The following is a 21,393-nucleotide window of genomic DNA, read 5'->3' as shown; positions in this document are numbered from 1 at the left end:
CGACCGGGTGCCCGCCTCCAACCTCAGGCCGGCACCTCTCCCGGCGCGCCGTCGAGCGGCCGTTCGTGCTGGCCGTTCAGCGGAGCGTCGAACGTGCCGTCCAGAATGCGCAGCTTGTCGGTCATATCGGGAAAGTTGTGACCTGCCGCGCGCAGCTCGTTCACGAGCCGATGCGCAACGGCCCGGCAGTGCGCCAACGTTTCGTGCAGACGTGGATCCGACTGCAGGCCGGTCACCGCCTTCTCCAACTCCGCGGGAGATTCGCTCAGCAAAGCGGGAACGACTTCGTCCGGCGGGATTAGCGAGCCGTGACTGAGCAATTGCGCGGTCCAGTCGCAGCCGTACAGCAGTGAGCGCCGTTCGGCCCTGCGCGCTTCGTCCTGCTCGAGCGTGGCGAGGCTGTGGCGATTCTTCTGAATCTCGGCGCGCCACGGCGCCAGAACGTCGGCACGCAGCGCCGCGATCGCTTCGCCGAGCGCCGCGTTCTGCCCACCCGCGACCAGGCGGCGCTCATCGAGCCTGTCCACCTCGTCCCGGTAGCTTTCGAGGTACGCGAGCCAGTTCAACGGCAGTTCCGGCTTTTCGAAGAATGCGCGGCGCACGTCATTGAGTTCGTTGCGAATATCCTGCAGCGCCAGGTTGTCGGCGAGACGCGCCTCGTGCACGTCGTGGGCCGTCACCATCTGCCGGTGCAGCGGAAAGAGCGGATTGCTGTAGCGCCGCTGCAGATGCCGCTCGGCCGCACCCGGCCGGGCGCTCCATTTCCAGCTGGGCAGCGTTTTCGCGTCGAATTCGACCGCCTGGATCATCGGGCGGAAAACGGACAGCGCTTCAGCGGTCGCGTGGCGAAAGCAGTCCGCCAGCTTGTAGTCGTTGCCTTGCAGGGAGGCGGACTCATCCCCGGCATAAGGCGAGTCGGGCCTGAGCCTCAACGTGCCGGTGGCCAGAAAGAATTCCATCGGCAATTCGACGCTCAGGCCTTCGAGCCTGAACGCGCGCTGCTCGGCGGAAACCGTCTCGACGGCATGCGCGAGGCGGTTTTCCTGATCGAGGAGCGCATCGATCGCGTCTCCCGACGACGGCTGCGCCGCGTCGGCGAGCAGGCAGAACGTTTCGCGCGCCATTCTCGCTGCGATGGTGCCGTGCTTCTCGGCAAAGAGCCAGAACCAGAGGGCGAGCTGATAGCCCTTGACCCCATTTTGGGCGATCGCTTCGACTTCGGGTGCGAATGCGATGCCGGGCGCGGCCCAGTTCGCAAACGGCGGCGTGCCGACGCCCTGGTACATGCTCAGGAGTTGGCGTATCGATTCATGCGTATTGGTGGGCCAGTTGCGCGCCTCTTCCTGGCGCTTCTCTGTCTTCCAGAACCTCCAGTCCATTCTGAACCTCGCAAGAGAGCAAGAGTCTCGGTGCGACTCGCTGCGAGGGATACTTGCACACTCCGCCGAGGGCGTAAACCGGTGATGTCCGCGCTTGCCTTTCAAGCCCCGCTCAATTCCTGATGGAGCGCGACGAATTCGCGCGTGAGTTTGTGCGCCGGATCGAGGTGGACGACGGGCTTGGCCTGCTGATGCGATTCGCGAATCTTCACCGAAGAAGACAGCCGCGACGACAGCACTGGCAGCCCTTCATCGACGAGTTCGTCCACGAGTTTCTGCGGCAGGCTCGCGCGCGGCTGGAACTGGTTGATGACGATGCCTTCGACCGTGAGCGCCGCATTGTGGTCCTGCTGAATTTCTTTCACGTTCTCGAGCAGCGTATAGAGTGCGCGGCGCGAGAAGTCGTCGCAGTCGAATGGAATGAGGCAGCGCTCGACCGCGATCAGCGCGGAGCGCGTGTAGAAGTTCAGCGCAGGCGGCGTGTCGATGTAGATCGCATCGTACATGTCGAGTTCTTTGAGCGCGTCGCGCAGCTTGTAGATCTTGTAGCGCGACTCGAGCTTCCCATGCAGCGTGTCGAGATCGGGATGCGCGGGCATCACGTCGAGATTCTCGAAGGGTGACGAATGAATGAACGACGTGACCTCGACCGGCCGGAAGCTGCGGCGGTGCAAAAAAGATTTTTGGTGGCGGTTTTCCAGGCAAGCACAGTCACGCGGCTAATTACATAACCGCTTCATTTTCCAGAGCCTGGCTGGTTATAACCCGTACCGTCGCATGCGTAACTTGCGGTGGCTGGCAGCGCCAGCACTAGCGATAGAGCCAACAGGGCTGCAAAGATGCGCCGAGCTTTCATTTGCGTTTCTCCTGTTCAAATGGACGCCGGTAGGTTAAGGATAGGTCAGGTGACTTAAAGAGCAATTTCGCGTGATTACGACCGGAAATTCTGGCTCAAGCGTGTTCCCAAAACCTGCGCTGCACCTGCATCACTTCTTCCTCGACCTCGGCAACGGGCCCGATCAGGTCAACGCGCTTCTGGCAATGATCGAAAACATAGCGCGACGACACGCTCATCGTCGGATTCTCCGCGTGGTCGCCCGTGGCCTGCAGCAACCGCTTTTCCGTCATGCCGAACACCACGCGCCCGATGTTCGCCCAATAGGCCGTGCCCGCGCACATGCAGCACGGCTCGACCGTCGTATAGAGCGTGCAACTCCACAAGTACTGCGGCGTGAAGTTGAGCGCGGCGACGCGCGCGAGCACGGCTTCCGCATGATTGACGGTATCGACATTGCCCTGTTCGATGAGAACCGATTCCTGATCGGGTCCGACGAGAATGGCGCCAAACGGGTGATGGCCCAACTGCGTCGCGCGTTCCGCGACTACGCTTGCGTGCCGCAAATGGCGGACGATCTGTTCGCGCGTCGGCGCGAGCCCTTGCTCGGGGAATTCAGAAGCGTTCTGTTGTGGGGACATGGTCAAGCTCAAAGCTTGTCTCCTCCTTGCGGGCAATTTCATTTCGGCAACGCGCCGTCCACGCCCTGCACGAACCAGTTCAGCCGCAGCAACTCGGCGTCGGGCAGCGACGTGCCCGCTGCCACCTTGATCGCACCGCTCTGATCCTTGATCGGGCCGGCGAACGGATCGAATTTGCCGGCGATGATGTCGTCGCGCTTTTGCGCAAGCGCCTTTTGCGCGGCAGGCGAGACGGTTGCGGTGTTGATGTCGGCGAGGTCGATGGCTTTTTCCTTGAGGCCCCACCACGTCGGCGTGTTGCTCCACGTGCCGGCTTGCACCTGGTCGATCAGGTGAGAGTAATAGACGCCCCAGTAACTCACGCAAGCCCCCAACTGGGCATTCGGCCCGAACTTCTTCATGTCGGAGTCCCATCCGAACGCGTGCACTTTCTTCTGCTCTGCCGTCTGCATCGTCGCCGTCGAATCGGTGTTCTGGATCAGCACGTCCGCGCCCTGGCCGATCAACGTTTCGGCGGCCTGTTTCTCCTTACCCGGATCGAACCAGCTATTGATCCAGATGACCTTGACCTTCGCATTCGGATTGACCGAACGCGCGCCCATCGTGAAGGCGTTGATGTTGCGCACTACTTCGGGCACCGGCACCGAGGCGACGAAGCCGAGCGTATTCGTCTTCGTCGTATAGCCGCCAACGAGGCCGGCCAGATATGCGCTCTGGTACGTGCGCACGTCATAGGTCGCGAAGTTCGCGGCCTTCTTGTACCCCGTCGCATGCTCGAAGACGACGTCGGGATAATCCTTTGCGGTCTTCAGTTCGAAGTCCTGAAAGCCAAAACTCGAGCCTACGATAATCTTGTTGCCCTTGTTCGCGAGATCGCGAAACACGCGCTCCGAGTCGGCCGATTCGGGCACGTTCTCCACACGCGTGACCTTGATCTTGTCGCCGAACTTCGCTTCGATCGCCTTCACGCCCTGCTCATGCGCGTAGGTCCAGCCTGCGTCGCCGGGGTTGCCGAGGTAGACGAACGCGACGCCCATCGGGGCCGCTGCGGCGGCAGTGGGGCCGAACGCGACCCAGGCGCCGAGCGTGGCGAACAGCGTAGCCACGAGACGCAGTGAGCGCACTGACGTGCGAGCGAATCTTGTTGCCATGTGGTCTCCGGAACAGGGAATGGAAAGGTCAAATAGTGGTCAGTCAAAATCGAGGCCGAAATGTCGATTCATTATGTGATGGATAACGGAATCGATATAACGCTCCACGTGCCGTTGGCGCACGCTATCGCCAATGGCTTCACGATGGAACGCGTCGTGCTTGCCGAACCCGTTGCCCCTTCAACCGCTGCGCTCCGGAGACCTGCCATGCAAACCGCACTCGCTACTGACTTTTCGCACGTCAAGCCGCAGGACACTTCATTCACGGGCGGCGGGCTGCGCGACTTCTTTGTCTATCGCGACCTGGGCATCGCCAGGGCCACGCATGGCAAGGTGGTTGCGCAACTCGTCCGGGCAAATCTTGCGCCGGAACAGGGCACGGGCTGGCACCGGCATGAGGCAGAGTTTCATATCGTCATCATGCTCAAGGGCTGGGCGCGCTTCATGTACGGCGACAAGGAAACGCTCGTCGAAGCGGGCGACTGCGTGCATCAGGCGCCGGGCATCGCCCACTACCTCTTCGACTACTCGCCCGACATGGAGTACCTCGAAATCGTGAGCCCCGCCGACTTCAGGTCGATCGATGTAGAAGCGCCCTGCGCCGTGCCCGCGCCGACACCCTGGCAGGCGAGCCCCGCAGTCTAAGGCGCTCGACCTGGTCGGGCTACGTTGCGGCGGCGCGACTGATTGCCGTTGCCGCATGCGCGTCGGCATCGAGCAGCGCGCGCAGGGTCACCCGATCGTCGCTCATCGCCTCCGGCGCCGCGACGCGCCGCGCGCGCGGCTCGTGGTCGTGAATGGTCGAACGCACCAGCGGATAGATCTGCGTGTCCCAGCGACGGCCGTTGAATACGCCGTAATGACCCACGCCCGTCTGCACATGATGCGTCTTCATATAGGGGCGCAGCCCCCGGCACAGGTCATGGGCGGCCACAGTCTGGCCAACCGCGCAGATATCGTCCTTCTCGCCTTCGATCGTGAGCAGCGCGGTGCGGCGGATCGCGTGCGGTTCCACGAGACGCTCGCCCACCTTGAGCTTGCCTAACGGCAGGGCGTATTCCTGAAACACCGAGCTGACCGTTTCCAGGTAGAACTCGGCCGTGAGATCGGAGGTGGCGAAATACTCGCGATAGAACACGTTGAGCGCATCCGCTCTCGTGGGGTCGCCCTTCGCCCGCTCGTGGCGCATCTCCTCGAACGAAGCGAGATGGCGCTGGAGGTTCATCGACATGAACGCGCTGAGCTGCACGAAGCCCGGATATACACGCCGCTGCGCGCCCGGAAAACCGCCTGGCACCGCGCTGATGAGATTGCGCTCGAACCACTTGATCGGCTTGCTGTTGGCGAGTTCGTTGACCTTGGTGGGATTCACGCGGCAATCGATCGGTCCCGCCATCAGCGTCATGCTCGCGGGCTGCGCGGGATCGTTGTCGGCGGCCATCAGCGATACTGCCGCGAGCGCCGCGACCGTCGGCTGGCAGATCGCCACCAGATGCGCATCGGGGCCGACTCTCCGAATGAAGGACATGACGTGCTCGACGTATTCGTCAAAACCGAAGCGCCCCGCCGACAAGGGCACGTCGCGCGGGTTGTGCCAGTCGGTGATATAGACGTCGTGGTCGGCGAGCATGGTGCGCACGGTCCCGCGCAGCAGCGTCGCGAAGTGCCCCGACATCGGCGCGACGAGCAGCACGCGCGGCTGTGGCGTGGCGACGTCCTTGCGAAAGTGCAGCAGCGAGGCGAACGGCGTGCGCTTGACGACGGCTTCCGTCACCGGCGTGCGCACGCCATCCACCTCCACCCCATCGATTTCGAACGGCGGCCGCGCGTGCGAGAGCCCGGCAAGCTCGATCTGCTCCCACCAGGCGTCGAGATAGCGCGCGTCGAAGCCGCACGCGAGCGCAGGCCACGCCGCGAGCGCCGCGCGCGAGAACGACGCGCCGGCGCGCCCGAACCTCGTCAAGTCCGCGATCGTCTGGTAGGCAAAATAGGCGAGCAGGTTCATGGGCGCAGCTCTCGATTGTTTTGAACGCGAAGCGAAGCAGGCAATACGTATGCCAGAAGCGTTCATTGGCACAGTGCTTGCACCTGCACGGCCAGGCGCGCGGGCGCTTCGCACAAAGCGGCGGTTGCGCCTTCCTGCATGCTGCAATGTAGTGCGTCGAATCGGCGCGAGCGGTGCATGCAGGTGCGATGCGCGCATTCGGTGCATGCGGGTTCCTGCGCGTCGCACTGTTGGCCGCCATGTCCTCACCGTTCAGGAGCACTCGATGAGTCAGACGAATACGACCCTGACGATCAGCAGCCGGAACTATTCGTCGTGGTCCATGCGCGGCTGGCTGCTTGCCAGACTCGCCGGACTCGAATTCGACACGGTGACGGTGCCGCTCGACGACGCGGCCACGCGCGCCGAACTGCTGCTGCTCTCGCCTTCGATCCTCGTTCCTTGCCTGCGCCACGACGGCATCACGGTCTGGGATACGCTCGCCATCTGCGAATACCTCAACGAGATCCAGCCGCAGGCGCAGCTGTTGCCCGCGGACCGCACGGCGCGCGCGCACTGCCGCTCGGTGTGCGGGGAAATGCATTCGGGCTTCAGCGCATTGCGCTCCGCCCTGCCGATGAACCTGCGCGGCCACTTTCCGAACTTTCGCGTCTGGTCGCGTGCGCAGGACGACATCGCGCGCATCGTGACTATCTGGCGCGAATGTCTGCAGAAGTACGGCGGCCCCTGGCTCTTCGGCGAGATCGGCGCGGCGGATGCGATGTATGCGCCCGTCGTCACGCGCCTGCTCACCTATGACGTGCCGATCGACCCCGACATCGGCGACTACTGCATGCGCGTGCTCAAGCAGCCGTACGTCGCCGAATGGATCGCGGCGGCCCAGTCGGAAACGGAGGACATCGACGAACTCGATATGGAGTTCTGAGCGTCGCCGCGCACCAACATCGAGCATGTCGTGCCGCGGGATTCGGCATGGAAGTTGCATTGCCCCTACGCAACCCGGCACGAACAAACACGAACAATCGCGCGCAAAAGAGCAGCGAACGGAAAAAACGCACATGAAGCCAACAGCCTTCAACGAGATGTTCGAGTACGGGGATTTCGACGTTCGCGGCCTTGCCGCCACGGCGTTTGCGCAGGTCGGCGAGCCGCGCGCCCACTACCGCGAATTCTTCGCCTGGATGCGCAGGCAGAGCGAGCAGCAGATGCTCAAGAAGCGCGCCGAAGCCGATGCCATCTTCCGGCGTGTGGGTATCACCTTCGCCGTTTATGGCGAAAAGGACATAACGGGTGCGGGCACCGAGCGCACGATTCCGTTCGACGTGATCCCGCGCATCTTCCAGCGCCAGGAGTGGAACACGCTCGAGCGCGGCCTGCGCCAGCGCGTGAACGCGCTCAACCGCTTCATCCACGACATCTATCACGAGCAGGAGATCGTCAAGCGCGGCATCGTGCCAGCCGACCAGATCCTGCGCAACGCGCAATACCGCCCCGAGATGCAGGGCGTGCACGTCGCGCACGACATCTATGCGCATATCGCGGGCATCGACATCGTGCGCGCCGGCGAGGGCGAGTTCTACGTGCTCGAGGACAACCTGCGCGTGCCCTCCGGCGTCTCGTACATGCTGGAAAACCGCAAGATGATGATGCGGCTCTTTCCCGATCTGTTCGTGCGCAATCGCGTGGCGCCCGTTGCGCACTACCCCGACCTGCTGCTCGACACGCTGCGCGCCGCCGCGCCGCCCGGCACCGACAATCCGACGGTCGTACTGCTCACGCCCGGCATGTACAACTCGGCCTACTTCGAGCACGCGTTCCTCGCGCAGCAAATGGGCATCGAGCTCGTGGAAGGCCAGGACCTGTTCGTCGAGAACGATCACCTCTATATGCGCACCACGAAGGGCCCGCAGCGCGTGGACGTGATCTACCGGCGCGTGGACGACGACTTTCTCGATCCGCACGTTTTCCGGTCCGATTCGGCGCTCGGCGCGGCGGGCCTCATGAACGTCTACCGCAAGGGCAACGTGACGCTGTGCAACGCGGTGGGCACGGGCGTCGCCGACGACAAGTCGATCTACCCCTACGTGCCGGACATGGTGCGCTTCTATCTGGGCGAGGAGCCGCTGCTCAAGAACGTGCCCACGTGGATGTGCCGCAAGGCCGACGACCTGCGCTACGTGCTCGACCATCTGCCGGAGCTGGTCGTGAAGGAAACGCACGGCGCGGGCGGCTACGGCATGCTGATCGGTCCCGCTGCCACGCGCGCCGAGATCGAGGCGTTTCGCGCGGCGCTCGTCGCGAACCCGGACAAGTACATCGCGCAGCCCACGCTCTCGCTTTCCACCTGCCCGACGTGGGTCGAAACGGGCGTCGCGCCGCGCCACATCGACCTGCGTCCATTCGTGCTCTCGGGCAAGGAAGTGCGCATGGTGCCAGGCGGGCTCACGCGGGTCGCGCTGCGCGAGGGCTCGCTCGTGGTCAATTCCTCGCAGGGCGGCGGCACGAAGGACACCTGGGTGCTGGAGCGCTGAGCCGGCACCTCAACGAACTCGCGCGGCGCGTGGACGTTCACGACCGCGAAGACGAAGCCGAGATCACGCGATGAACGAAGCGCAATTTGTCGATGACGGGCGAAGCCAGCGCGAACGGGTAGCCGTCGGGCATGCCGAGGCTGCGGTTCAGGCTGTTCAGCGCGTAGGTGAGCGGAAACCAGCGCGCCAGCAGGCTGTCGAAGCTCGCCTCGTCCACCGGCGTCTGGTCGACCAGCGTGGGCTCGTCGGGGCTTTCGGGCAGCAGCGCGAGGCCGCAGGCCGTGGCCGTATCGAGCGTATCGACGATATGCAGGTAATGCGCCCACGTCTCGGCCCAGTCCTCCCACGGATGCACCGACGCATAGGCGCTCACGTGGCGCTCGGCCCAGTCGGGCGCGGGGCCGTCGGCGTAGTGCGCGGCGAGCGCGGCGGCATAGTCGGCGCGCTCGTCGCCGAAGCGGCGGCGAAACGGTTCGAGCCAACGCCCCGTCGGCTCCTGCGCGATGAGACGATCGAAATAGTAGTGGCCGACCTCGTGGCGAAAATGCCCCAGCAAGGTGCGATACGGCTCGTGCAGCGAAATGCGCGTGCGCTCGCGATGCGCGTCGTCGGCCTCGGCGATGTTCATCGTGATGAGCCCGTGATCGTGGCCCGTCATGATGCGCTGGCCGTCGCCCGTCTCTTCGAGAAACTCGAATTGCAGGCCGTGTTCCGGGTCTTCGGCGCGCGTGACGAGCGGCAGGCCGAGCGCCCCCAGCGTGTAGAGCAGGCGCCGCTTGGCCGTCTCGAGGCGATACCAGTAAAGACGGTTCTCGGGCCGCGAGAGGTCGGGAATCGTTCGCGTGAACTGGCAGGCGCGGCAAAGCGTGTCGTCGCAATCGGCCGGAATCATGCCGTTGCAGACCTTTTCGACTGCGTAGTTGTGGCACTGGCGAAAGAGCGCGCCGTGGGCCTGCGCATTCAGGCTGCGCCAGCGGCCTTCGCCCGCATCCTCGAACGCGTGCATCTCCCCCGTCTGCGGCACATAGCCGAGGCGCGCCTCGCATCGCTCGCAGCGCTCGTTTTCGAAAAACACCAGCTGATTGCAGTGATCGCAGTGAAAGGTCTTCATTGCCGCATTCCCGTGATGGCCGCGCGTTCCGCTGTGCCTCGCGCAGCACGCCGCGTGCCTCGCACTCGCGTGGCCGCCGCTGTCACATCCTGCACTCGCGCCGTGCGCATCATAGGCGCGTTGCGCCGTGAGCCTTTTCAGCCGTTCCATCCACGTCGATCGAGGAGTCGGGTGTGTCCATCCGTGTCGCGTTAAACCATGTCACGCAGTATCGCTATGACCGGCTCGTGCGTCTCGCGCCACACGTGGTGCGCCTGCGCCCCGCGCCGCACTGCCGCACGCCTATCCTCTCGTACTCGATGCGCGTGGAACCCGCCGGTCATTTCGTCAACTGGCAGCAGGACCCGTTCGCCAACTATCAGGCGCGGCTCGCGTTTCCCGAGCCGACGCGCGAATTCCGCGTCACGATCGATCTCGTCGCGGAAATGGCGGTCTACAACCCGTTCGACTTCTTTCTCGAACCGAGCGCCGAGCGCTTTCCGTTCACGTACGCGCCCGAGCTGGCCGCGGAGCTGGCGCCGTATCTCGCGCACAGCGAGCCGACGCCGCGCTTCGCCGCGTTCGTCGAGACGATCGATCGCACGCCGCGCGTGACCATCGACTTCCTCGTCGATCTGAACCAGCGCCTGCAACGCGAGATCGGCTACCTGATCCGCATGGAGCCGGGTGTGCAGACGCCCGAGGAAACGCTGGAGAAAGGCTCCGGCTCCTGCCGCGACACGGGCTGGCTGCTCGTGCAGACGCTGCGTCAGCTCGGGCTCGCGGCGCGCTTCGTGTCGGGCTATCTGCTGCAGCTCACGCCCGACGTCAAGGCGATCGACGGCCCGCGCGGCGCCGAGGCCGACTTCACCGATCTGCACGCCTGGTGCGAAGTCTATCTGCCGGGCGCGGGCTGGATAGGGCTCGATCCGACCTCGGGCCTGCTCGCGGGCGAAGGCCATATTCCGGTGGCGTGCACGCCGGAGCCCGGCAGCGCGGCGCCGATCTCCGGCGCGCTCGACGAATGCGAAGTCGAGTTCTCGCATTCGATGTCGATCTCGCGCGTGCTCGAAACGCCGCGTGTGACGAAGCCCTACACCGAAGCGCAATGGGCCGACATGCACGCCATGGGTGTCCAGGTGGACGCCGCGCTCGCCGGCCAGGACGTGCGCCTCACGATGGGCGGCGAGCCGACCTTCGTGGCGGCGGGCGACCGCGACGCGCCCGAATGGAACACCGATGCGCTCGGCCCGACCAAGCGCCGCTACGCCATCGCGCTGATGGACAAGCTGCGCGCGCACTATGGCGCGCTGGGCTTTCTGCATATCGGCCAGGGCAAGTGGTATCCGGGCGAGCAGTTGCCGCGCTGGGCGCTTTCGCTCTTCTGGCGCGCGGACGGCGAACCGTGCTGGCGCGATCCCGCGCTCTTCGCCGACGAGCGCTCGCCGACCCACCACACGGCCCAGGACGCGCAGCGCTTCATCGAACACCTCGCGGCGAAGCTCGCGGTCGATCCACAACACGTGCAGCCCGGCTACGAGGACACCTGGTATTACCTGTGGCGCGAGCGCCGGCTGCCCGTGAACGTCGATCCGTTCGACTCGCGCCTCGACGACGAGCTGGAACGCATGCGGCTGCGCCGCGTGTTCGACGCGGGCCTCGATACCGTCACCGGCTACGTGCTGCCGCTCGCGTGCGAGCGCGGCGAGCTGCCTGCGGCCCAACCCGCCCTGCAGGGCCCGCGCTGGGTGAGCGGCCCGTGGTTCTTCCGCGACGCGCGCATGTACCTCCTCCCCGGCGACTCGCCGATGGGCTACCGTCTGCCGCTCGATTCGCTGCCGTGGGTCGCAGAGGGCGACTACCCGTGGCAGCATTCCCGCGATCCGTTCGCCGCCCCGGCGCCGCTGCGCAGTGCCGCCGAGCTTCGCATGCAGTACGAGACAGGCTTCGATGCCAGCGCGCGATCGCGTCAGGTGGGGGGCACGGGAAGCGCGAACGGACCTGAAACAAACCGCTATCCGGAGCGCGGCGAATCCGCCGCCTGGATCCACCGCACCGCGCTGTGCGTCGAAGCACGCGACCCCGCGCGCGCCGCCGGGCCAAAAGCCGAAACCGCCTCCTTTGGCCGCGCGCAAGGCCAGCTTCACGTGTTCATGCCGCCGCTCGCCGAACTCGACGATTACCTCGATCTGCTGGCCGCCGTCGAAACCACCGCCGCCGAGTTGGCGCTGCCCGTCGTGATCGAAGGCTATCCGCCGCCGCGCGACCCGCGCCTGAAGATGCTCCAGGTCACGCCCGACCCCGGCGTGATCGAGGTGAACATCCACCCGTCGTCGAACTGGGACGAACTGGTCGAGCGCACCGAATTCCTTTATCAGGCCGCGCACGAAACGCTGCTTTCCACCGAGAAGTTCATGCTCGACGGCCGGCACACCGGCACCGGCGGGGGCAATCACCTCGTGCTCGGCGGCGCCACGCCCGCCGACAGCCCGTTCCTGCGCCGCCCCGACCTGCTTGCGAGCCTCGTGGCCTACTGGCACAACCATCCCTCGCTGTCGTACCTGTTTTCGGGCCTCTTCATCGGGCCGACGAGCCAGGCGCCGCGCGTGGACGAAGCGCGCAACGATCAGGTCTACGAACTGGAAGTCGCGTTCGCCGAGATCCAGCGCCAGGTCGATCTGCTGCGCGGCTTCGGGAGCCCCTTCGACGATGGCCCGCGCGTGCCGCCCTGGCTCATCGACCGCACGCTGCGCAACATCCTTATCGACGTGACCGGCAACACGCATCGCGCCGAGTTCTGCATCGACAAGCTCTACTCGCCCGACGGTCCGACCGGCCGCCTCGGCCTGCTCGAGCTGCGCGGCTTCGAAATGCCGCCGCACGCGCGCATGAGCCTCGCACAGCAACTGCTGCTGCGCGCGCTCGTCGCGCGCTTCTGGAAGACGCCGTACACGCAGCGCCTCACGCGCTGGGGCACCGAGCTGCACGACCGCTTCATGCTCTCGACCTTCGTGCAGATGGATTTCGACGACGTGCTCGCCGAAACGTCCGCAGCGGGATTCGCGCTCGATCCCGCCTGGTTCGCGCCGCACTTCGAATTCCGCTTCCCGCTGGTCGGCGAGCTGCAGACGAGCGGCATTGCGCTCTCGGTGCGCCATGCGCTCGAACCGTGGCACGTGATGGGCGAAGAAGGCGGAGCCGGCACGACGGTGCGCTATGTCGATTCGTCGGTCGAGCGGCTCGAAGTGCGCGTGCTCGGCATCAACGAGAGCCGCCACGTCGTGAGCGTGAACGGCCGCGCGCTGCCGCTTCAGCCGACCGGGCGCGTGAGCGAGAGCGTGGCGGGGGTGCGGTTTCGCGCGTGGCAACAGGCGGCGTCGCTGCATCCGACCATCGGCGTGCACGCGCCGCTCACGATCGATATCGTCGACACCTGGAGTGCGCGCGCGATCGGCGGATGCCAGTATCATGTTGCGCATCCGGGCGGCCGCAGTTATCAGACGTTTCCGGTCAACGCCTACGAGGCCGAGAGCCGGCGGCGCGCGCGCTTCTTCACGACCGGCCACACGCCGGGGCCCGTGGAAGTGGCGCCCCCCGAGCGCAGCCTCGAGTTTCCGTTCACACTGGATCTACGCTGCGGCTGATTGCGGCCGATAACCCGTCAAGCGCCCTAACCGAAGGCGTGCCTCGCGAGCGAGGCGCGCTGCCCCGACCCACGATCTTGCCGACCCAATCCACCCTGCCGTTCGATTCCTCCGCCAGCGACGACCCGGCGGCCGCGCCGCTGCGCACGCTGCCGGTACGCGCCGGTCACTGGGACGAACTGCAGACGGCGCAAGGCGAGCTGCGCGAGCCGTGGCGGCAGTTCTTCGGGCTGCTCGGCAAGCCGGGCGTGGCGGGTTTCGACGGCGCCGCGGCGTCGGTCGCGCGCCAGGTGCGAGAGAACGACATCACCTATAACGTCTATGCGGACGCGGGCGGCCCGCGCCCGTGGGCGCTCGACGTGCTGCCGTTCATCATCGACGAAGCCGAATGGGCGCAGATCGAGCGCGGCGCCGCGCAGCGCGCGCGCCTGCTCAACGAGATCGTCGCCGATATCTACGGGCCGCAAACGCTGCTCGCGCGCGGCCTGCTGCCGCCCGCGCTGGTGTTCGGCCACCCGGGCTATCTGCGTGCGGTGAAAGGCTTCGTGCCGGCCGACCGCCAGTACTTGCAGATCGTCGCGCTCGACCTCGCGCGCTCGCCCGAAGGTCAGTGGACCGTCGTCTCGCACCGCACGGAAGCGCCCTCGGGGCTCGGCTATCTGCTGGAAAACCGGCTCATCGTCTCGAGCCTCTTCGCCGAGCCGTTTCGCACCATGCGGGTGCATCGTCTCGCACCGTCCTATTCGCAGCTCATCGCCACGCTCGCGGCGGCCGCACGCGCGATCATGAGCGCCGACGAGCGCAGCGTGAGCGGCACGTCCGCGCATATCGTGCTGCTCACGCCGGGGCCGTTCAGCGAGACTTACTTCGAGCACGTGTTCCTCGCGCGCTACCTCGGCCTCACGCTCGTCGAGGGCAAGGACCTCACGGTGCGCGACGACATGCTGTACCTGAAGACGCTGGACGGGCTGGAGCGCGTGCACGCCGTGCTGCGCCGCCTCGACGATACGTTTTGCGACCCGGTCGAGCTTCGCGCCGACTCGACCATTGGCGTACCGGGACTGCTACAGGTCATGCGCGCGGGCAACGTGATGGTCTCGAACGTGCCCGGCGCGGGCTTCGTCGAATCGCCCGCGCTGCACGGCTTCATGCCCGGCATTGCCCGGGCGCTGCTTGGCGAGGAGCTTGCGCTGCCCGGCATCGCGACCTGGTGGTGCGGCGAAGACGCGGCCTGGCGCGACGCGCTCGCGCAGGTGCCCGAGGCGCTGCTCGTGCCGACGTGGCCCGGCGCGGCGAACGGGTCGTCCGCGCCGCCCGGACTGGCCGCCGGCGTGCAAACGCTCGCCGACTGGCGCGAGCACATCGAGCAGTTGCCCGACGCCTTCACGGTCCAGCAGCCGCTGCGCTACAGCTATACGCCGCGCTACGAGACCGGCGCGGGCATGCTCGGCGCGCGGCCCGCCGGGCTGCGCGTCTACGCGATTGCCGATCAGGAATGCGGCTGGCGCGTGCTGCCTGGCGGCTTCACGCGCCTCGCGGCCGAACATCAGGAATCCGTATCGATGCAGATGGGCGGCAGCAGCGTGGATACCTGGGTGCTGTCGAGCCAGCCCGGTTCGACCTTCACGCTCCTGCCGAGCCCCATCAAGCCCGGCGAGTTGCGCCGCGAACGCCGCCGCGTGCCGAGCCGCTCGGCGGAGAACCTGTTCTGGGCCGGGCGTTACGGCGAGCGCGCCGAAAACGGCGTGCGCCTGTGCCGGCTGATTCTCGGCTCGCTCGAAGGCAGCGACGCCGAAGAGTTGTTCGGCACCTTCGTCGAACTGGCCGCCGCCAACGGACTCGTGCCCGCCACAGTCAGCGAAGCCCGGCGCAGCCTCGACGACTTCGAGCGCTCACTCGTGGCCAATCTGCACGAAAATGCCGGCGCAACGGGCATCGGCCGCACGCTCGCGAGCCAGGCGTATGCGTGCGGTGAGATTCGCGGCCGGCTGTCGAACGATCACTGGCGCACTGTGCTTGCCTCGCGCAACGACTTCCGCGATGCGCTTCAGGCGCTTTCACTCGTGCCTGCGGCCGCGCGTCAGGGAGCGGCGATCGAATTCCGGCGTCCCACGCCGTACGACCGCATGGCGCTGATGGGCGCGCTCGATGCGCTCGCAACACAGTTGAGCGCCATCAGCGGCTGCCAGGGCGACCGCATGACCCGCGACGAAGCCTGGCGCCTGCTGTTCGCGGGGCGCCATATCGAGCGCGTGGCCGCGTTGGCCACCATGCTTCGCATCGCCGCGCACGAACGCACGCTCGCCACGCCCGCGGGCTTCGACGTGCTGCTGCAACTGTTCGACAGCACGCTCACGTATCGCTCGCTGTATCCGGGGCGACTCGAAGTGCCGGCCCTGCTCGACGTGATCGTGACCGACCCGACCAATCCGCGCGGCCTCTATGGCGTCTACGCGCGGCTGCGCGCGCGACTCGACGAAATCGCCCAGGCGGCGCGCGGCCCGAAGCGCGAGCCGTTCGCCTCGCAGCTCGCGCCCATCGAGGCACTGCCGACGCTGGAGGCGCTCTGCGAGCCCGGCGAGGACGGCCGATACCCCGCGCTCACCGCACTGTGCGACAGTCTCGCCGAGCGTATGGCCGCGATGTCGAACGAGATCAGCGCGCGCTGGTTCAGCCACGCCGTGCCGCTCGCCGCGCAGGTCTGGTCATGAACGGCACCCGCCTCGCGGTCACGCACCGCACGACCTACCGCTATTCGACGCTCGTCGAGACCGCCCAGCATCTCGCGACCATCCGCCCGCTCGACCTTCCCTGGCAGCGCGTGCTCGCGCACCGCGAGCGTATCGAACCCGCACCGTCGTATCAGACGAGCCGCCGCGACGCCTTCGGCAACGAGGTGCTCTACTTCTCGTTCGACGCGCCGCACGACTATCTGCAGATGACGAGCGAAACGAGCGTGCTGCTCTCGCCGCGCTACGCGACGCTCGACGCAGACGGCACGCCGGCCTGGGAAGACGTCGCGCACATGCTGCGTTACACGGCGGGGGACGCCTTCCATGCGGAGTCCGAATTTTGTTTCGCCTCGCCGAATATCGCGTTGCTGCCGGAATTTCGCGCCTACGCGCTGGAGAGTTTTGGGCCCGACGCCCCGGTTCTGACCGGCGCGATCGACCTGATGCATCGCATCCACGCCGATTTCGCGTACCGCCCCTCGGCAACGTCGTTCGACACGCCCGCCGCGCGCGCCTTCGAACTGCGCCATGGCGTGTGTCAGGATTTCGCCCAGGTGATGATCGGCTGCTTGCGCTCGATCGGGCTAGCCGTGCGCTACGTGAGCGGCTATCTGCGCAATGACCCGCCTGAAGGCGCCCAACCGATGATCGGCGCGGACGCCTCGCATGCGTGGGTGTCGCTCTACGTGCCTTCGGTGCCGTCTGCGCCCTCTGCCGGCTGGATCGACCTCGATCCGACCAATGACGTGCTCGCCGACCAGGGCCACGTCACGCTCGCCATCGGCCGCGATTACACCGACGTGTCGCTCCTGCGCGGCGTCATTCTCGGCGGGGGCGCGCATCGAGTCGATGTCGCGGTCAATGTCAGCGCGGATTGACTGCCGCGCTTACGCTGGCAGCGAGGTCCAGATCGGCAAGCGCGTCGTCAGGGCAAAAAACATAACCATCCCTGTAACGCGTTTGAATATATTGGCGGCCGCAAGGCGACAGGCCAAGCAGCTTGCGCAGACGAAAGACGACAACGTCGACGCTGCGCGCGTGAAGCGACGAATTGCGATCGATCATGCTCACGATGCGCTCGCGCGAAAGCGGCCGCAGGCGGTTCGCAGCGAACACCGCGAGCACGGCGAGCACCAGCGGCGGGGCGGGAATCTTGAGGCCGTCCCTGAACAGTTGATTATCGATGGCGTCGAGTTCGAATCCGTCGAAGACGTACTTCGTCTCCCTGCGCGGCGACGCGGGGTAATCGATCTTGCAACGCAATGCATGGTGCAGACGTGCGAGCAGTTCGCGCGGGTCGAACGGATCGACCATGTAGTCGTTGGCGCCGAATTCGAAGGCGAGCACCTTGTCGGCCACGTCGGCGGACTGGCTCACGATGATGGCGGGCGTCAGCCATCCGCGTTCACGCAGCGTGCGCAGCGCTGCAATGCCGTCGATCTTGAGCGCATCGTGCCGCAGAATGATGAGCGAGGGCGTTTCTCGCGCGAGACGCTGCTCCAGCCGCTCGACACCATACAGCACCGACACCGCGATCTGCTGACGCTGCAAATAAGTACGCAGGTCGTCCCGATACGCCTGATCGGGCTCGACAAGCAGCACGTGAATGTCCATCGACCTGTCCCTTCCTCTGAGATGCGCGTCTTCCATTCCGATCCCGCGCACGAACGCAGGGATGCGCTTCGATCTGCAGCGGATCATACGGAACAACGGTGCAGGAAAAAGAAGGGAAATCTGGAGAAAGTGTGGATTCGGACGGACCACGTACACCTTACGGTACGCTTCGGGCGAAAATAGTGCCGAATAAATTCGCACTCGCCTTTATCGCTCCCTGCTGAACCCGTCATGAAAGTCAGCGTCACCTCCAAGCTCTTCCTCGCGATTCTTTCGGCCTGCGTGCTCGCCGCCGTGGCCATGGGCGTCGCGATCCGGACGAGTTTCGAATTCGGCTTCGTGGATTTTCTGCAGGAGCAAAGTGCAAGCGAACTGGCGGCGCTCCAGCAGGAACTCGAAGCCTCGTACGCCCAACATGGCAATTGGGATTTCGCTCGCGAGCCCGCGCCAGACCGGCCTCCATTCGACGGCGGGCCGCCGCCAGGCGCGCCGCCGGACGATGGCCGCCCGCCCGATGCGCCGGGCGGCTTCCACGGCAACGACGGCAACGGTGGCCCCTTCGGCCCCGGCGCTACCGGGCACCCGCGGCCGTTTCGCCCGCCCTACACGCTTTACGACGCGAACATGAAACTCGTCACGAGCGCGGGCCCGCCCCCGCCGCCAGACGCCGTGCGCCATCCGCTGCGCGTCAAGGGTCAAACGGTCGGCTGGATCGCGGTGGGGGGACCCACCTCGCTCATCAATCAGGCGGAGCAGCGCTTCAAGGACCGCCAGCTGCAGGCGACGTGGATCATCGTGGGCTTTACGGCGTTGCTCTCCGCCGCCATGTCGATCATCCTCGCGCGCACGCTGCTCACACCGATCAAGCGGATCGTCACGGCCACGCATCGCCTCGCGGGCGGCGACTATGCCACACGCGTGCCGGCCAAAGGCAGCGACGAATTGCAGATGCTCGCGAGCGATTTCAACCGGCTTGCGGCGTCGCTCGAAAAAGCCGAAAGCGACCGGCGCGACTTTATCGCCGACATTTCGCATGAGTTGCGTACGCCCCTCTCGGTGCTGCGCGGCGAACTCGAGGCGATCGAGGACGGCGTGCGCCGGCCCGACGCGGCGACCATCACTTCTCTGCAGTCCGAAGTAGCGATGCTCAGCCAGTTGATCGACGATCTCTATGAACTTTCGCTGGCCGACATCGGCCAGCTTTCGTTCGAAAAAGTGCCGCTCGACCTCGTACCCATCGTGGAGGCCGCATGCGACGTATTTCGCGAGCGCCTCGCCGCCAAGGACATCTCGCTGGAATTCGATCCCGACGACGCTCACGCCACGCTCTCGGGCGATCCCTATCGCCTCACGCAGCTGTGGAAAAACCTGCTGGAAAATGCCCTGCGCTACACCAACGCCGGCGGCCGCGTGAGGCTCTCGGTCACGTCGAACGACAACGACATCCATGTCGACGTTCAAGATTCGTTTCCGCCGGTTCCTGCTCCGCTACTGCCGCATCTGTTCGACCGGTTTTTCCGCGTCGATCCATCGCGCAGCCGTCAAAGCGGCGGCGCGGGTCTCGGGCTCGCATTGTGCAAGCACATCGTGGAGCAACACGGCGGCACGATCGAGGCATCGCGCTCGCCGCTCGGCGGGCTGCGGATCCTGGTCCAACTTCCTCGCCTGCACACGCATCATGATTGATCCGACCATGCGGCCGTCCATCCTCGTCGTCGAAGACGAGCCGAAGCTCGCGGCCCTGCTCGCCGACTATCTCGCGAAGGAAGATTTCGCCACGACGATCCTGGCGGACGGCCGCGAGGTCGTGCCGTACGTGCGCGAACACCAACCGTCGATGGTGCTGCTCGACCTGATGCTGCCCGGGCGCAGCGGCCTCGACGTGTGCCGCGAACTGCGCACGTTCTCCGCCATTCCCGTGATGATCATCACGGCGCGCGTGGACGAAATCGACCGTTTGCTCGGGCTTGAACTGGGTGCCGACGACTACGTGTGCAAGCCGTTCAGTCCGCGTGAAGTCGTCGCGCGCGTCAAGGCGATCCTGCGCCGGGACGAACTGCTTGCGCGGGCGCACCAGGAAGCGGAAGGCACCGTGGCCTCGCCGTTTTCGATCGATGTCGCGCAACACGCCGCGCGCCTGGATGGTCGGGATCTGCACCTCACACCCATCGAATTTCGTTTGCTCGCGTTGCTGCATTCGGGCCCGGGCCGCATTTACGCGCGCGACTTTCTTCTGCGTGCGCTATACGACGATCACCGCGTCGTGGCCGACCGCACGATCGACTCGCACGTCAAGAACCTGCGGCGCAAAATCCAGTCGATCCGGCCCGAGCAGGACATGATCCGCTCGATTTACGGTGTGGGTTATCGCCTGGAGATCGCGCCTGCCGGCGAATGAATTCGACAGCCTGTATCCGAAACCTGGGCGGCATTCAGCGACGGCGCGCGCATCATGGATTACCTGAGCGTGCTGGTCGCGCGGCGCGTGCGCGAAAATCTTCGGAGTTTGCGCAGCGACGCACACTAGGCTCGTGAAGCCCCGAACGCTCTGAGTGGCAGGAGAGGCAAGCGCGCGCAATGCATGCGCGCACCTGGATTGCGTTTCCGATCAAGGTACGATCGGCTTGCCGCTCGCGTCCTTGACCTTCTCCTTCCACTGCGACTTGATTTCGCTGACGACCGACTCGGGCAGCGAGATGTAGTCGAGGCTATCGGCGGCGGACGAGCCGTTCTTGAAAGCCCAGTCGAAGAACTTGAGCGTTTCCTTGCCCTGCTCAGGCTTGTCCTGTGCCGTATGCAGCAGCACGAAGGTCGCGCCGACCACCGGCCACGCGTCCTTGCCCGGCTCGTTCGTGAGGATCTGGTAGAACGACTTCTTCCAGTCCGCGCCAGCGGCCGCTGCCTTGAACGTTTCGGTACTCGGCTGAACGACCGTGCCCGCTTCGTTCTTCATCGCGGCGTAGACCATGTGGTTCTGCTTGGCGTACGCCCATTCGACGTAGCCGATCGCGCCCGGCAGACGCTGCACGAAAGCGGCCACGCCGTCGTTGCCCTTGCCGCCCGTACCCGTCGGCCAGTTCACGGTCGTGCCTTCGCCGACCTTGCTCTTCCACTCGGGGCTGACCTTCGAGAGGTAGTTCGTCCAGATGAAGCTGGTGCCCGAGCCGTCGGCGCGGCGCACCACGGCGATGTCGAGATCAGGCAGCTTGACCTTCGGGTTCAGGGCGACGATGGCCGGGTCGTTCCACTTCTTGATCTTGCCGAGGTAGATGTCGCCGAGTACCGGGCCCGACAGGGTGATCTCGCCCGGCTTTACGCCCGGCACATTGATCGCCGGCACGACGCCCCCGACCACCGTCGGGAACTGGAACAGGCCGTCCTTCGCCAACTGGTCATCCTTCAGCGGAGCGTCCGAGCCCGCGAAGTCGACAGTCTTGGCCTGAATCTGCTTGATGCCGCCCGACGAGCCAATGCCCTGGTAATTCACCTTGCCGCCGCCCGACTTCTGATAGGCGTCCGCCCATTTCGTGTAGATCGGCGCAGCGAAGGTGCTGCCGGCGCCCGTGATATCCGCAGCCTGGGCGATGCCCGAGCCCAGCGCGAGAATGACAATCGCAAAGAGACTGACTCTCATCCCGTACTCCTTCAAATCGTTCTTGATGCGCTGGACGTTACGTTCGCAATGTGACGATTGGGTGACACTGGAATCGATCGCAAAAGAGAGCTTATGGATGCCGGCGTCACCATTCAGAAGACGTGTTAGCAAGGACT

Annotated in this window: 16 protein-coding genes and 1 pseudogene; 9 read left to right on the top strand and 8 right to left on the bottom strand. The window is 65.5% G+C overall.

Translation table 11 applies throughout. From position 1 onward, the window contains the following. Window positions 1–23 precede the first annotated feature (23 nt). The 4 genes and pseudogenes from ACOJB8_RS04630 to ACOJB8_RS04615 form a co-directional block, all read right to left on the bottom strand. Window positions 24–1,379: a tryptophan leader peptide gene (locus tag ACOJB8_RS04630; RefSeq protein ID WP_475011185.1), complete on the bottom strand. Its 1,356-nt coding sequence runs from the start codon at window positions 1,377–1,379 to the stop codon at window positions 24–26. Window positions 1,380–1,480: 101 nt separating this feature from the next. Further along, window positions 1,481–2,041, bottom strand: a pseudogene (locus ACOJB8_RS04625) (ParA family protein); the annotation flags it as partial. A gap of 289 nt (window positions 2,042–2,330) precedes the next feature. Then, window positions 2,331–2,855, bottom strand: a complete 525-nt coding sequence (locus ACOJB8_RS04620; protein WP_475011184.1) for a nucleoside deaminase — start codon at window positions 2,853–2,855, stop codon at window positions 2,331–2,333. A 38-nt stretch (window positions 2,856–2,893) separates the two neighbouring features. Continuing rightward, a complete protein-coding gene (locus tag ACOJB8_RS04615; RefSeq protein ID WP_069263165.1) occupies window positions 2,894–4,006 on the bottom strand; it encodes a BMP family ABC transporter substrate-binding protein in 1,113 nt (370 codons plus the stop codon). A gap of 207 nt (window positions 4,007–4,213) precedes the next feature. Here ACOJB8_RS04615 and ACOJB8_RS04610 point away from each other — a divergent pair, with 207 nt between their 5' ends. Further along, a complete protein-coding gene (locus tag ACOJB8_RS04610) occupies window positions 4,214–4,651 on the top strand; it encodes a cupin domain-containing protein (RefSeq protein ID WP_475011182.1) in 438 nt (145 codons plus the stop codon). Between the two features lie 19 nt (window positions 4,652–4,670). On the opposite strand, the gene ACOJB8_RS04605 is transcribed toward ACOJB8_RS04610, so the two are convergent. Then, on the bottom strand, window positions 4,671–6,011 hold the full coding sequence (locus ACOJB8_RS04605) for a polyhydroxyalkanoate depolymerase (protein WP_406951287.1): 1,341 nt from the start codon (window positions 6,009–6,011) through the stop codon (window positions 4,671–4,673). 265 nt (window positions 6,012–6,276) lie between these two features. On the opposite strand from ACOJB8_RS04605, the gene ACOJB8_RS04600 reads away from it, so the two are divergent. Continuing rightward, window positions 6,277–6,936, top strand: coding sequence for a glutathione S-transferase family protein (locus ACOJB8_RS04600; protein WP_069263162.1), 660 nt, complete (start codon window positions 6,277–6,279; stop codon window positions 6,934–6,936). 157 nt (window positions 6,937–7,093) lie between these two features. Next, window positions 7,094–8,542 (top strand): circularly permuted type 2 ATP-grasp protein, encoded by a 1,449-nt coding sequence (locus ACOJB8_RS04595; RefSeq protein ID WP_406951480.1) that lies wholly within the window; start codon window positions 7,094–7,096, stop codon window positions 8,540–8,542. A gap of 37 nt (window positions 8,543–8,579) precedes the next feature. On the opposite strand, the gene ACOJB8_RS04590 is transcribed toward ACOJB8_RS04595, so the two are convergent. After that, window positions 8,580–9,653: a zinc-binding metallopeptidase family protein gene (locus ACOJB8_RS04590; RefSeq protein ID WP_475011180.1), complete on the bottom strand. Its 1,074-nt coding sequence runs from the start codon at window positions 9,651–9,653 to the stop codon at window positions 8,580–8,582. A gap of 173 nt (window positions 9,654–9,826) precedes the next feature. On the opposite strand from ACOJB8_RS04590, the gene ACOJB8_RS04585 reads away from it, so the two are divergent. From ACOJB8_RS04585 to ACOJB8_RS04575, 3 genes are all read left to right on the top strand, one after another. Next, complete coding sequence (locus tag ACOJB8_RS04585) at window positions 9,827–13,276, top strand: transglutaminase family protein (protein ID WP_475011178.1); 3,450 nt, start codon at window positions 9,827–9,829, stop codon at window positions 13,274–13,276. Window positions 13,277–13,353: 77 nt separating this feature from the next. Beyond that, the gene (locus ACOJB8_RS04580) at window positions 13,354–15,987 is read left to right on the top strand and encodes a circularly permuted type 2 ATP-grasp protein (protein ID WP_475011177.1); all 2,634 of its coding nucleotides are present in this window, start codon (window positions 13,354–13,356) and stop codon (window positions 15,985–15,987) included. Beyond that, entirely contained in the window at window positions 15,984–16,886 is a 903-nt protein-coding gene (locus ACOJB8_RS04575) for a transglutaminase family protein (protein WP_368683130.1), read from the top strand. The genes ACOJB8_RS04580 and ACOJB8_RS04575 overlap by 4 nt, the downstream gene beginning before the upstream one ends. Here ACOJB8_RS04575 and ACOJB8_RS04570 read toward each other — a convergent pair. Further along, window positions 16,873–17,622, bottom strand: a complete 750-nt coding sequence (locus ACOJB8_RS04570) for a response regulator (RefSeq protein WP_368618273.1) — start codon at window positions 17,620–17,622, stop codon at window positions 16,873–16,875. The two genes, ACOJB8_RS04575 and ACOJB8_RS04570, sit on opposite strands and share 14 nt — an antisense overlap. Before the next feature lie 231 nt (window positions 17,623–17,853). On the opposite strand from ACOJB8_RS04570, the gene ACOJB8_RS04565 reads away from it, so the two are divergent. From ACOJB8_RS04565 to ACOJB8_RS04555, 3 genes are read left to right on the top strand one after another with little or no spacing between them, the layout of a single operon-like run. Beyond that, window positions 17,854–19,308, top strand: a complete 1,455-nt coding sequence (locus tag ACOJB8_RS04565) for an ATP-binding protein (protein ID WP_475011174.1) — start codon at window positions 17,854–17,856, stop codon at window positions 19,306–19,308. Further along, the gene (locus ACOJB8_RS04560; protein WP_475011172.1) at window positions 19,301–20,020 is read left to right on the top strand and encodes a response regulator; all 720 of its coding nucleotides are present in this window, start codon (window positions 19,301–19,303) and stop codon (window positions 20,018–20,020) included. Before ACOJB8_RS04565 ends, ACOJB8_RS04560 begins: the two co-directional genes overlap by 8 nt. Continuing rightward, window positions 20,021–20,149, top strand: a complete 129-nt coding sequence (locus ACOJB8_RS04555) for a DUF3562 domain-containing protein (protein WP_475011240.1) — start codon at window positions 20,021–20,023, stop codon at window positions 20,147–20,149. Window positions 20,150–20,230: 81 nt separating this feature from the next. Here ACOJB8_RS04555 and pstS read toward each other — a convergent pair whose 3' ends face one another. Then, a complete protein-coding gene (pstS, locus tag ACOJB8_RS04550; protein WP_368602699.1) occupies window positions 20,231–21,256 on the bottom strand; it encodes a phosphate ABC transporter substrate-binding protein PstS in 1,026 nt (341 codons plus the stop codon). Window positions 21,257–21,393: the final 137 nt, after the last annotated feature.

Source organism: Paraburkholderia sp. BR10141 (genome assembly GCF_056155635.1).
Note: the sequence above shows the minus strand (reverse complement) of the source record. Positions and strands in the feature narration are given on the sequence as shown.